This window comes from Yoonia sp. D2-7 (genome assembly GCF_055809435.1).
In genome coordinates this window covers 1,621,309-1,633,851 of the sequence record NZ_CM147912.1, presented here as the reverse complement: position 1 = coordinate 1,633,851, position 12,543 = coordinate 1,621,309, and the positions used below count along the sequence as shown (strand labels likewise).

Annotated in this window: 14 protein-coding genes; 2 read left to right on the top strand and 12 right to left on the bottom strand. The window is 55.3% G+C overall.

Annotated elements, in window-relative coordinates; all coding sequences use genetic code 11:
- Positions 1–29: 29 nt before the first annotated feature.
- The 7 genes from AC0L7R_RS07870 to fabF all read right to left on the bottom strand — a co-directional run bounded on the left by AC0L7R_RS07870 (position 30) and on the right by fabF (position 6,390).
- Positions 30–572, bottom strand: coding sequence for an HK97 family phage prohead protease (locus tag AC0L7R_RS07870; protein ID WP_473660097.1), 543 nt, complete (start codon positions 570–572; stop codon positions 30–32).
- A 12-nt stretch (positions 573–584) separates the two neighbouring features.
- The gene (locus tag AC0L7R_RS07865) at positions 585–794 is read right to left on the bottom strand and encodes a hypothetical protein (protein ID WP_247128985.1); all 210 of its coding nucleotides are present in this window, start codon (positions 792–794) and stop codon (positions 585–587) included.
- Positions 784–1,980, bottom strand: coding sequence for a phage portal protein (locus AC0L7R_RS07860; protein ID WP_473660095.1), 1,197 nt, complete (start codon positions 1,978–1,980; stop codon positions 784–786). The genes AC0L7R_RS07865 and AC0L7R_RS07860 overlap by 11 nt, the downstream gene beginning before the upstream one ends.
- Before the next feature lie 115 nt (positions 1,981–2,095).
- Complete coding sequence (locus AC0L7R_RS07855; protein WP_473660093.1) at positions 2,096–3,403, bottom strand: terminase large subunit domain-containing protein; 1,308 nt, start codon at positions 3,401–3,403, stop codon at positions 2,096–2,098.
- Positions 3,357–3,716, bottom strand: a complete 360-nt coding sequence (locus AC0L7R_RS07850; RefSeq protein ID WP_247128988.1) for a hypothetical protein — start codon at positions 3,714–3,716, stop codon at positions 3,357–3,359. The genes AC0L7R_RS07855 and AC0L7R_RS07850 overlap by 47 nt, the downstream gene beginning before the upstream one ends.
- A gap of 259 nt (positions 3,717–3,975) precedes the next feature.
- Entirely contained in the window at positions 3,976–5,130 is a 1,155-nt protein-coding gene (gene mltG / locus AC0L7R_RS07845) for an endolytic transglycosylase MltG (RefSeq protein ID WP_473660091.1), read from the bottom strand.
- Positions 5,131–6,390, bottom strand: coding sequence for a beta-ketoacyl-ACP synthase II (gene fabF, locus AC0L7R_RS07840; protein ID WP_473660089.1), 1,260 nt, complete (start codon positions 6,388–6,390; stop codon positions 5,131–5,133). It lies immediately after the preceding gene.
- A 151-nt stretch (positions 6,391–6,541) separates the two neighbouring features.
- Between fabF and AC0L7R_RS07835 the strand changes: the two genes are divergently transcribed.
- The gene (locus AC0L7R_RS07835) at positions 6,542–7,459 is read left to right on the top strand and encodes a hypothetical protein (RefSeq protein WP_473660087.1); all 918 of its coding nucleotides are present in this window, start codon (positions 6,542–6,544) and stop codon (positions 7,457–7,459) included.
- Positions 7,460–7,492: 33 nt separating this feature from the next.
- On the opposite strand, the gene AC0L7R_RS07830 is transcribed toward AC0L7R_RS07835, so the two are convergent.
- The 3 genes from AC0L7R_RS07830 to fabD form a co-directional block, all read right to left on the bottom strand.
- Complete coding sequence (locus AC0L7R_RS07830) at positions 7,493–7,726, bottom strand: acyl carrier protein (RefSeq protein WP_183528003.1); 234 nt, start codon at positions 7,724–7,726, stop codon at positions 7,493–7,495.
- Positions 7,727–7,870: 144 nt separating this feature from the next.
- Entirely contained in the window at positions 7,871–8,605 is a 735-nt protein-coding gene (fabG, locus tag AC0L7R_RS07825) for a 3-oxoacyl-[acyl-carrier-protein] reductase (RefSeq protein ID WP_473660085.1), read from the bottom strand.
- A 23-nt stretch (positions 8,606–8,628) separates the two neighbouring features.
- Positions 8,629–9,564: an ACP S-malonyltransferase gene (gene fabD, locus AC0L7R_RS07820; protein WP_473660083.1), complete on the bottom strand. Its 936-nt coding sequence runs from the start codon at positions 9,562–9,564 to the stop codon at positions 8,629–8,631.
- 192 nt (positions 9,565–9,756) lie between these two features.
- Here fabD and AC0L7R_RS07815 point away from each other — a divergent pair, with 192 nt between their 5' ends.
- The gene (locus tag AC0L7R_RS07815; RefSeq protein WP_473660081.1) at positions 9,757–10,944 is read left to right on the top strand and encodes a cytochrome b/b6 domain-containing protein; all 1,188 of its coding nucleotides are present in this window, start codon (positions 9,757–9,759) and stop codon (positions 10,942–10,944) included.
- Positions 10,945–11,018: 74 nt separating this feature from the next.
- Here the strand turns inward: AC0L7R_RS07815 and AC0L7R_RS07810 are convergent, their stop codons facing one another.
- Together AC0L7R_RS07810 and AC0L7R_RS07805 are read right to left on the bottom strand one after the other, a co-directional pair.
- On the bottom strand, positions 11,019–11,609 hold the full coding sequence (locus AC0L7R_RS07810) for a YceI family protein (RefSeq protein ID WP_473660079.1): 591 nt from the start codon (positions 11,607–11,609) through the stop codon (positions 11,019–11,021).
- 183 nt (positions 11,610–11,792) lie between these two features.
- Positions 11,793–12,419, bottom strand: coding sequence for a hypothetical protein (locus AC0L7R_RS07805; protein WP_348108949.1), 627 nt, complete (start codon positions 12,417–12,419; stop codon positions 11,793–11,795).
- Positions 12,420–12,543: the final 124 nt, after the last annotated feature.

Sequence of the window (12,543 nt, the reverse complement as noted above, 5' to 3'; positions counted from 1 at the left end):
TTGATCAGTTGCAGCTTGCGCTAACGGCCCTAGACACGGGCGATAGTCAGGCGGGCATCGGTTAGGACAGCCGCCAGTTCGCGCAGGTCCGGCGCATCGGGATCATCCCCTTTTGCGCCCACCCGGGCATCGGGAAGCATGGGAAACGTCACAAGCGACACTTCCCACAGTTCAAGTTGGGACAGATGACGTTTGCCTGTGTCATCCTTGGTTGATTTCACTGTGCGGTATCCAATTGACAGACCGTCAATCGCACCAGCTCCAAGCAATGCTGCAGCTTCGCGGGCCTTGGCGACATCCGGCAATAATCGGCCTTTGACCCACAGGCCCTTTGCATCCTCTCGCACTTCATCCCACACACCAATCGGCTGGGTCGGATCATGCTGCCAAAGCATCTTGATGGTGCGGCCTTTGGATTTCGAAAACCCCAGCGATTGCTGATAGGCACCGCAATCGACGACATCGCCTCCCTGATCCGTCAAACCAAACAGCGACGCGTATCCAGAAATTTCGGTGCCATCTTTGACCTTCACTTCAGGCCCAAGCTGACAGTATTTGTGTTCTAAATGCATGTTTCGTCCTTTTCAGAAGCCACGAATGGCTTGAACAATTTCAAGAACCAGCAGCCCAAAGGCACCGCAAGCAATCAGCAGAATTTGCCACTCTAATCTGGCAACCATGAACTCGATCCGACCAAGGCGGACGTCCAACTGAGCAAACCAGAAATCAGAAACAGGTGGCGGGTGCGGTGCTTTCTTGGACCGCCCGTCGAGATCAACTATCTTACCCGTCATCGCTGACCTCCAGCGCTGGAAGACCAAGCAAACTGCGCTTCTCAGAAGAACTTAGGAAGGATGCATCAGCAACACGGCGCCATTGCGCATCACGTTCGGCAGACAAGGCGGGTATTTGATCAAGATCGGGCCGCACATCAATCCGTTCGCCTGTGAAGTCCGACAACCAATCGGCAATCGCACTAGTAACACGAGTGGCCAACGGCAGCACCGTCAGGCGGTAAAATGCACGGTTCGCTTCCTGATAATTGGCATAGGTGGCATCGCCAGGAATACCCAGCAACATCGGCGGCACACCATATGCAATTGATATCTCGCGGGCGGCGGCCTCTTTCGTCTTTTGGAATTCCATATCGGACGGAGAAAACCCCATGGGTTTCCAATCAAGCCCCCCTTCCAGCAACATCGGTCGACCGGCATTGCGAGCACCTTGATGCTGACTTTCCATCTCATCAACCAAACGGGTGTATTGATCATTGGTCAGCTGCGCCTGCCCTTCGGCACCCTTGTAGATGATCGCTCCTGAAGGACGGGCGGCGTTATCAAGCAATGCCTTCGACCACCGCGACGCGGCATTATGCACATCCACAGCATTGGCCGCGGCCTGCATGGCGGAAAACCCGTAATGGTCGTCTTGCGGATGGAAGCTTTTGATATGACAAACCGTGGACAAACCTTCGGTCACCGGAAAACGAACCTTCCGACCGCCAAGGTTATACTCATACGCGACAGGCCAGCCGTTCTTTCCAGGGATCAGGCTCATCCGGTCGGAACGCAGCACATGCATCTCGGCAGGCAGCCCTTCATCCGCGACGGCCTCAAGATACCCGTTGCCCGTCAGCAAAATCTGGGCAAACAATGCTTCAAACAATTCGGCGCGGCCTTGCGACATATTCGGACGGCCCAGCAATTCCTGCACCGGATGCACATCATAACGACGCAGGCGGTCTTGGACGACCAATGGCAATGCAGCCGCAGCTTCCGAAATAATCTTAACCGCCCGAAACCCGATCGGGTTTGCGTTAAACCCATTGCGCGTCAGCGATACCGTATCACGCGGAGACCAAGCCACACGGCCCGATGATTGCATCGCAACGACAGGTCCGGTAGCTGACGCCTTCGCGGCTGGGGCCGCTTGCGCTGCAGCCTCTTTGCTGCCCGATGCCCGGTTGAGAAGTTCAAACATTCGCGTCTCCTTGAAGTGTGCGTCGGACTGAACCGTCGTTCGCTGCTATGAAAACAATATGCGGTACAGTTCTTGAGAAGGATCAAACGGCCCGTTCGCTGGGCTGCGCAACACCCTAACCCAACGTACGGACACGCGGGGCGCGCCAGCCATATGCAGGATCAATCACCAGATCACGCAAAGCCCAGACAAGCGCATCTACACGGTCGGGCGATCCGGATCCGACAAAGCCCTGATGAGTCATCAAACACATCTGGTCCTCTAACGCGCCGAGCCCCCGCACATGCGACACACGTCCCTGTTCGTACAAAGCGGCGACGGGCTCAGCGCGGGCAGCTTTGCCTTTATGCGCCCTGACCGCGTGATACGGCACCAACGGGTCAATGCCCTGAATGATCGTCTTGACCATGTCCCCGCCTTGATTGACCTCGGCCACCAACCGTTGGGCGTCGAAACGATCCACAGCGGCAATTGCCATCTTGGCCCATTCGGTTGGGGATTCAGTATGCACCGTCAGATCAGCCAGCACGTAGGCCTTCCATGTATGCACCGGCCCCTGCGTCACAGCACCGGCCACAATGATCCCGCAGGCGTCCGAATTCCCCTTGTGCGTGACAGGCGGGTCAACCGCGACGACAATCCGGTCCATCTCAGGCAAATCATCCGCCACCGCGTCGGCCATCATCGCAGTCGTCCACATCGCGCCCTCAGCATCGGCCAGCAGCACGCCCTCCAGCTCTTGGCGACCCAAACGCGTGCCTGCATAGCGGGACTGGACCTCTTCCAGAAATCCTTCAGCCAAGTTCGCGGCATTCGCTTCGGTAGGGGCATGTGTGACCACCGTACTGGGGCGTTCCAATATCCCCTTCAACACAGGCACATTGCGGGGGGTCGTCGTGACACAGGCCTGCGGGCAATGCCCTAACCGTAAAGAAAACTGAAGCATGTCCCACGCGTCTTCGCCGTTCTTCCACTTCGCAACCTCATCCGCCCACAGCGCATCAAACTGCGGACCGCGCAAAGCATCAGGGTCATGGGCGGAAAACACATGCGCGGTGGCACCATTGGGCCATTCCAGCATCTTGCGACCGGCAATCCACTTCGGCCTGCGATCTGGCGGAGATACAGCGAGGATACCACTCTCACCAAAGATCATAACCTCACGGGTCTGATCCACGGTCTCGCCAACAATGGCAATGCGTCGGGCGCGGCCAGTGGCCGTAGGTGTCGGACCTTCGGCAATACCGCGGACCCATTCAGCACCGGCACGGGTCTTTCCCGCACCGCGACCGCCCATAATCACCCACGTCCGCCAATCACCAGCCGGTGGGCGCTGATGTGGCATGGCCCAGAAATCAAACAGATAGGGAAGCGCTTCAATCTGATCCGGCGTCAGGCTTTCCAGAAACGTCCTTTGGACCAATTGAGGCCCGCAAGCGATCCAGTTCGCGCCCGATGGTATCCCTTGCGTCGTCGTAATCGATGCCGGTGTCGGCGTCTGGTGATCCGTACTTTTCATGGAATACCTCTTCTGCGCGCAGCACCATCAGATGCGTCGATTGGAGTTCGTTGATTTTGGTCATCATTTGCTTGGTCGACGCGTCCGCTGCCGGACCGGCTTCGTCTAACCACCTCGCCAACAAAATGCGCATTTCCGAAAATAGATCAGCGATCTGAGAAATGCGTAGTCGCGCTGCCTCTTCCCTATCGGGGTCTGGGTTGTCTTGTTTTTTCATGCTGCTAATGCCTGTCGGAGACTTCCGTACAGTCGAGAAACCACCCCACACACAACGTCCAAACTGTGAGAGAAAACTCTGGGGATGGTCTACTAGCCTGCATCCAAAGTAGCGAAATCGGACACGTCAGGTCAATGTTGCGGCCATGGGCAGCGAGCGGGCAAATTAACAAATCCTTTCGCCCATGCAAAAGGGCCAAACGCCTTTAAACGTTTGGCCCTCGTGACAAGAAATCAAATTTCAACCTAGGGTTGTTGCGTCAGTTCGCTGCTCGCTCAGCCTCGATTTCACGCCACCGCGCAACGTTACTATTGTGGTCATCCAAATTGGTCGCAAAAGCGTGGCCACCGGTGCCGTCAGCAACAAAAAAGATGAACTCGGTTGTGTCAGGATTCAGCGCCGCTTCGATGCTGGCACGGCCCGGATTGGCAATTGGCGTGGGTGGCAAAGCAGGGATCACGTAGGTGTTCCATGGCGTTTCACGACGCAATTCGCTTTGGCGCAAACCACGGCCCAATACGCCCTGCCCTTCGGTAATCCCGTAGATCACGGTCGGGTCAGTTTGCAGGCGCATGCCGCGGTTCAGGCGGTTGGTAAAGACGCTGGCAACCTGACGGCGTTCTTCCGCGACACCCGTTTCTTTTTCCACGATACTGGCCAAGATCAGCGCCTCTTCGGGGCTGTTCAGCGGCAAGTCGTCAGCACGGTTGGCCCACGCTTCCGCAAGAATACGGGTCTGGCTTTCGGTCATGCGGTCGATGATGGACGCGACCGGATCACCAGGGCTGAATTCATAGCTGTCAGGTGCCAGTGACCCTTCAGTAGGCAAATCAGCGTAATCTTCGCCGAGCAAATCAAGACCGTTCAGCGCATCAACAACCTGCCAGCTTGTCACACCTTCCGCGATCAAGGCACGATAGCGTGTATCGGCCTCTTCTTTCACTTCGGTATAAGCCACAGGCGTTTCGTCTTCCGCTGGATTGAAACGGACAATTTCAGCGTAGCGGTTCGTTGACGGATCAAGCTCGCGGACCTGAATGGTCGTGCGGGTCACACCAACACGGTACACAACTTCTGTACCGCAGGTGCTTTGACCGCCACGGGTGATCTGATCAATGATCTGCTCCATCGACGCACCCGCTTCGACCAAGAACGATCCTGCCTTCAACTGGCTCGCCTTCTCGGAATAATCCGCACCGATGCGGAAGATGGTCGGAGACGAAACAGCGCCCTGTTCGTCCAGCGTATTGCTGACGATACGCATATTGGACCCGCTTTCAACGCGCAGGCAGATCGCTTGGCTCAGCGGACCGGGGGCAGAATACTGCCCCGATCCCCAAACAATCGCACCACCAATAAGAAACAACAGAACAATGAACAAAGTCAGTGCGTTAGACGCAATGTGTCGCCACATTTAGGAAACCTTCCCAAAGATCACGCTGGCGTTTGTGCCACCGAAACCAAAACTGTTGGACAGAGCGATATCGATCTTGCGCTCGCGTTTTGCGTTTGGTGCCAAATCAACAGGAGTTTCAACGGCTGGGTTATCCAAATTGATCGTCGGCGGCGCGACCTGATCACGGATCGCAAGGATCGAGAAAATCGCTTCAATTGCGCCAGCAGCCCCCAACAGGTGACCTGTCGCTGACTTTGTCGACGACATGGTCACTTTGGATGCGTGATCTTCCAACAGCCGCTCAACAGCGCCCAACTCAATGGTATCGGCCATTGTCGACGTGCCATGCGCGTTGATGTAATCCAGATCAACTGGCGTCAGGCCAGCATCTTCCAGCGCCATACGCATGGACCGTTCACCGCCTTCTCCGCTCTCGGATGGGGCCGTGATGTGGTACGCGTCACCAGATAGACCATACCCCAGCACTTCGGCATAGATCGTGGCACCACGTGCAACAGCATGCTCGTATTCTTCCAGAACAACAGCACCAGCGCCTTCGCCCATCACAAATCCATCACGATCAGCATCGTAAGGACGGGACGCGGCTTTCGGGTCATCAGCGCGTTTTGTGGATAACGCCTTACACGCGTTGAAGCCAGCAATACCAACTTCGCAAATGGCAGCTTCAGCACCACCCGCAACCATCACGTCAGCATTGCCGTATTTGATCAAACGGGCCGCATCGCCAATCGCGTGGGCACCAGTTGAACAGGCCGTCACAACCGAATGGTTCGGGCCTTTAAAGCCATACTTGATAGAAACTTGGCCAGAAATCAGGTTGATCAGCGCACCGGGAATAAAGAAAGGTGACACGCGACGCGGTCCCTTTTCCTTGATCATCACAGCGGTATCAGAAATGGATTTCAACCCACCGATGCCGGACCCGATCAGCACACCTGTGCGGTTGCGATCTTGATCGTCAGCAGGCACCCATCCTGAATCCTCGACAGCTTGTTGAGCTGCTGCAATCCCGAACAGGATGAATTCATCAACCTTACGGGCATCCTTCGGCGCCATATAGGTATCAGCATTGAATGTGCCATCTGACCCATCGCCCAACGGCACTTCACATGCATAGGTCGTGGCCAATGCACTCGCATCAAAACCAGTAATCGGACCAGCGCCCGATTGACCATCCAATAGCCGAGACCAAGTAGCTTCAACGCCATCGGCCAACGGGGTGACGAGCCCCAATCCAGTCACAACAACACGACGCATGAACTGCCCTCACCTCTTCGCGTGGTTTTTCAAGCCTCTCTTACCCCACAGCCGCCCAAAGGAGCAAGGGGAGCAGGCAATTTCACGGGGCGTTAACCGATCTATGCCAATGAAGGTCCTGAAAAGCGTATAGGTAGAAAACGTGCGTCACTTGTTAGCACTCATACTGATCATGTCGGTAGCACCATGCGTGTTACACGCGGCGGTCGATTGCAGTGCTGTAAATCGCATCGCACGGATCAAAACCACCATTGGGCACCTTCGCACGGATCCGGTTAGTGAAAGCGCGCCATACAATCAAATCATTCTGATTAATGACCTTGCGGCGCTCAGCACTCGTGTCGCAACGCTTGCGCTCGCGGATCACACCGACCGGACTGACACAAATCGCCTAATTGCACTGGTCAGCATGGCGCAAAGATCTGTCGAAGGCATCTCAGAAAAATCAATCGGCCAGTTTGCCCTGTCATTCCGGACAGACCGGTGGTCGGCTGTGCTCAGGGAAGCGACCATCGCGCTTAGTCACATGCCTTGTGGCCTGATCAACGGACAATTGCCCGGTGATGCGGAAGGCCGCGAAATCGACGGGAAAACAGTCGACCGCAAAGAAATCACCGTCAAAGAACCTCTTGTCGAAAAACCCGTACAAACTGCCTTTCTGTCGATCCTGATGATTGTGGGTATCGTCTTTGCCGGCAGACAAGTCATTGCATGGATGCGCATGCGCGCGCGTCTAAAAAAACGCCGATCAAAACGGTTCGCCACGCAGATCGACAGTCATCTGGTCATAGATAAAAACGTCTACGAAGCCGAAGTGCTTGATCTTAACTGCCATGGTGCAAAAGTCCGGTATTGGCACACGTCCACCGTCGCGATTGATCAAGACGCAGGCATTTTCCTTGCAGGCGCTTGGCGGATGGGGGCGATCGCTTGGTCAAACAAACTATATTGCGGCGTTCGTTTCGACGCGCCCTTGCCGATCCCGTTGGTGCGCGACCTTGCCGACGTCAGCGAAACTGACGGCCTCGGGCGCATCATCCTTAAAAAAGAAAAAGCGGCCTCTGCGTGAAGCAGGGCCGCTCTTTACGTCACTTAAGACGAATTACTGTGCTGCAGAGATAAACTTAACAGCGTCGCCGAATGACTGGATAGTCTCGGCAGCATCGTCAGGAATTTCGATGCCGAATTCTTCTTCAAAAGCCATAACCAGCTCAACAGTGTCGAGGCTGTCTGCGCCCAGATCGTCGATGAAGGATGCACCTTCAACTACTTTGTCTTCTTCTACACCAAGATGCTCTACAACAATCTTGCGTACGCGGTCTGCGACGTCGCTCATGGACTAATCCTCACGTTCTGTTGGGTCTGTGACCCGGTTTTGGACGTTAGTTACCCAACGTCCTTTCTTGATCTGCGTGGCCTATAACAGAGAATTTCTGCGAGGCAAACATTTTCAACACCCCACCGGACGATGGGGCGTGGATCACAACATGGCCATGCCACCGTTCACATGCAAGGTCGTGCCCGTCATATAACCGGCCTCATTACTGGCCAAATACAGCACAGCTGCGCCGATTTCCGCCGGATCGCCCATGCGACCCGCTGGTACATTGTTCAAAATACCTGATTTTTGGTCGTCAGTCAGCTTTTCAGTCATCGGCGTGGTGATGAATCCTGGCGCGATACAATTGACGGTGATGCCACGGCTGGCGACTTCGTAAGCGATGGATTTGGACATGCCAACCATGCCGGCCTTGGACGCGGCGTAGTTCGCCTGCCCCGGATTTCCGGTCGCGCCAACGACGCTAGAGATGTTGATGATTCTACCCCAGCGGGATTTCATCATGCCGCGGATCGCGCCTTTACACAGACGCATCGTGGAAGTCAGGTTGACCTCTAGGACAGATGACCATTCTTCTTCGGACATCCGCATAAAGATGTTGTCGCGTGTGATGCCAGCGTTATTCACCAGAATATCGACAGACCCCATCGCCTCAACTGCTTGTTTCGGCAGTGCATTTACCGCGTCCGCATCGCTCAGGTTACATGGCAGCACATGCGCGCGTTCCAGCTCAGCAGCCAAGGCTTCAAGCGGCTCAACCCGTGTGCCTGACAACGCCACGGTCGCCCCAGCATCGTGCAGCGCGTGGGCAATCGCCCCGCCAATGCCGCCAGACGCGCCTGTCAAAAGTACATTTTTCCCAGTCAGATCAAACATCTTCGATCCCTTCTTAATCTATTTTATGAAAGTGAGGCAGCAGCGGCTGCGACGTCTTCTGGCGTGCCGACATTGCGCGACGCGATCTCTTTGTTGATGCGGCGGATCATACCGGACAGGGCCTTGCCCGACCCGATTTCCCAAGCCTGATCAACACCTTGATCGCCCATCCACAACACGCTTTCGCGCCAGCGCACGGATCCTGTGACCTGATCCACAAGCAATTTGCGGATTTGATCAGGGTCAGTCACCGCTTCTGCAACGACGTTCGCCACGACCGGCACCGCTGGTGCGTTGATCGTTGTGTCTGCCAAAGCTGCGGCCATTTTATCGGCGGCTGGCCCCATCAATGCGCAGTGGAATGGCGCGGAAACTGGCAAGAGCATTGCGCGTTTTGCGCCCTTCTCTTTTGCGATTTCAACGGCGCGTTCGACGGCAGCTTTATGTCCAGAAACAACGACTTGGCTCGGATCATTGTCATTTGCGGCCTGACAGACTTCGCCCTGTGCCGCTTCTTCCGCCACGGCCTGTGCCGTCGCGAAATCCAAACCCAGCAAAGCGGCCATCGCGCCAACACCCACAGGCACGGCTTCTTGCATCGCGGCACCGCGCAGGCGCAACAGTTTCGCAGTGTCGGAAATCGATAGCGCACCGGCTGCGGCCAAAGCAGAATATTCGCCCAGCGAATGACCTGCCACGAAATCTGCCGCAGAGATCGTAACCCCTTCTGTTTCCAGCGCTTTCATCGCTGCAAGCGACGTCGCCATCAATGCAGGTTGTGCATTCTTGGTCAGGGTCAAATCCGCAATATCGCCGGTCCAGATCAGGTCTGACAGCTTTTCACCCAAGGCGTCATCCACCTCGGCGAAAACCTGTGCCGCCGCTGGATAAGCATCGGCCAAAGCCTTACCCATCCCAATGGCTTGCGCCCCTTGTCCCGGAAATACAAATGCCCGCATCTTGCGCGTCCCCACTTTGTTAAACTCTTTCCCTTGCAATAGCCTGACGACGCCCTGCACACAAGGAAAGCCGCCCTGTGATACGCGTGCACAACCCGTGCACAAGGCGTGCACAGGCGTTGTGCGATTATCGGCCTGCCGCAGACACCCTGTTCGTCGTAAATTGGGCGCGTATCGACCAAGGATTTAACCATGTCACATCCCACCACCTACCATACCGTCACGAAGTCTTTTCACTGGCTAACCGCACTTTTGATCCTTGCGATCATCCCGCTTGGCGTCATTGCAAACGGCTTGCCTTTTGAAACGAGCGATCAATTGGCCACCAAGGCATTTGTGTTTTCACTTCACAAGACGCTCGGGGTCGCGGTCTTTTTCGTCGCCCTACTCCGCATTTTATGGGCCGTCACCCAAGACAAGCCCGGACCGCTTCATCCGGAACGCAAAGCCGAAACGCTTCTGGCCGAAGTCATCCATTGGGTGCTCTACATTTCTCTTGTTGCTGTTCCGCTGACCGGTTGGATCGAACATGCCGCGACAACAGGTTTTGCCCCGATCTGGTGGCCATTCGGTCAATCGCTGTTCTTCGTCCCAAAGTCCGAAGCACTGTCCCACACCTTTGCGGGCCTGCACTGGATGTTTGGTAAATTGATGGTGGCATCCATCTTGCTGCACATTGCGGGCGCTTTGAAACATCAGGTTGTCGATAAAGACGCCACGCTACGTCGGATGTGGTTTGGTAAAGGCGATGCACCCACAGTCGCGCCACATGTAACCAAAGCGGCACCGCCGTTGATCGCGGTGATTGCGTTTGTCGCTGCAGGATTTGCCGCATACGGGCTGGGCTTTCTTGAAAAGCACGACGGACCAGCGGTTGAATCTGCCGCGCTGGAAGCGGTCGCATCCGAATGGGCTGTGCAAGAAGGCGAGATCGCCATCACAATATCGCAGTTTGGCAGCGCCGTGACTGGCAATTTCGCTGACTGGACGTCTGATATTAGCTTTGACCCTGCGCCCGCGGACGTCATGGGCAATGTCACGACGGTGATCTCAATTGGGTCTTTGACGCTTGGCTCTGTCACGGCGGATGCGATGAAACCAGATTACTTCGACGTTGAGGCGCATCCCACTGCGACCTTCACTGCTGATATCAAACCTAACGGCGACAGCTATATCGCAGACGGTAGCGTCACGATCAAAGGCACGACAGTTCCTGTGCAAATGCCGTTTGATCTGGTGATTGACGTTGAGACAGCTACGATGACAGGCGGGCTGACGTTAGACCGGCAGGTCTTCAACGTGGGCGAAAGCCAATCGGATGCCGCGTCTTTGGGATTTGATGTTGATGTCGCCATCGCACTGACAGCCACGCGCAACTAACGCGCCATCCCTCAGACACACAAAAGGGCCGCGCATCACTGCGCGGCCCTTTCTATTTTTAACCAAGTGGCAGATTACTGTGCAGCAACCGCTTCGATAGAAATTGCCAGCGGGATTTCGTTCGGAATGAATGGTGCAAACATGCCCAAGTTATAATCCGAGCGGTTCAGCGTCACTGTCGCGTCCAGACCAATGGCCTTGCTGCCTTGGTACGGTGGGAATGGATATTCTTCCGTCTGCGCATTCAGAACAGTTTCAAGAACGACAGATTGTGTCACGCCGTTCAGCGTCAGATCGCCTGTGATGTTCGCTGTCGCGTCGCCTGTCACTTCGATGGATGTGGATTCGAATGTCACGTCAGGGAATTCGCCAAGCTTGAAGAAGTCACCGGACTGCAGGAAGTGACCTGACCGCGCGTCCCAGCCTGTGATCATGGATTCGGCAGGGAATGTGACGGAAACGGTAGATGCGGCTGGGTCTTCAGCGTCAAACATGATCTCGCCGCCGAAACCGGAGAACATGCCGTAAGTTGTCGAGAAACCAGCGTGGTTATAAGAGAAAACGATCTGGCTGTGGCTTTCGTTCAAAGCGTAAGCTTCTGGGGCAGCAGCAGCAGCAGTTGCGAATGGGGCGGCCAATACGGCGGCGAGTACAATATTTTTCATCGGGTAGCTCCTAGGTGTGGTCAATGCCGGTCGTGGTGCATTTGATGACCTGTAAATTGCAAAGCTTCCCTGCCCACTCAATTCTGCATTTTTGAACATGACGTGTGGATAAAAGAAAAAACGCGACCCTTCCGTTGGAAGAATCGCGCCTGAATGTCAGTTATTTGAGCGACTTAGGGGGAATTAAGCGGCATCTTTGAAAGCGTCGATGTCGGCTTTGCGTTTTGCGATCGCGTTGGCACCTACGATCACGTCTCGGCTGATGCGGTCATGAAGGGTCGACAACGCCCCTTCGCGGCCAGTCGCGACTTCAACACTTTCGGATGAATTGCGATAGAGCAGCACAAGGCTGGCTGGGCCGTTCTTGGCGCTTGGTTCCAGCACAACTTTGCCAATGGAATCGAAGCTGTAGCAAGCCAGCAAGGACATACGGCCCGTGTGATTACGGATGACTTCGCGGATTTCACCGCGTGCGTTGTCGATTTGAATTTCAGAGATTGTACCACGGCTTGCGTACCACAGCAGCAGTGCGGATGCGGCTACAAACACAATCGTTGCGAACAGGCGCATCATCAATGCGTCCACGCTGAACAACATGCCCGGAATGATCCACATACCAAGGGCCGCAGCCAAAAGGGCAGCACCAGCAATCAAGCTAAGCGACTGGGTGAAGATCATGCTGTGGCCCGTGTCGTTCGTCGAACGAACGATGTAACCCCAATGGGTTTCTTCTGTGCAAAATCCGTCGCGTGGCAAATCACACGGCGTTGGTGCGTGCATCTTGGATGTGCTTATTGTTGCATCTGACATTGTTGCGTTCTCCCCTAGCTTGCCGGTCCAAGTGACGATCAGATCAGGGCAAGATCAGGGCAACACCGAGGCAAAACACGAAAAAGGGTAAAAAAATCGTTAACGCGTCCAAATCCCGTGGTTT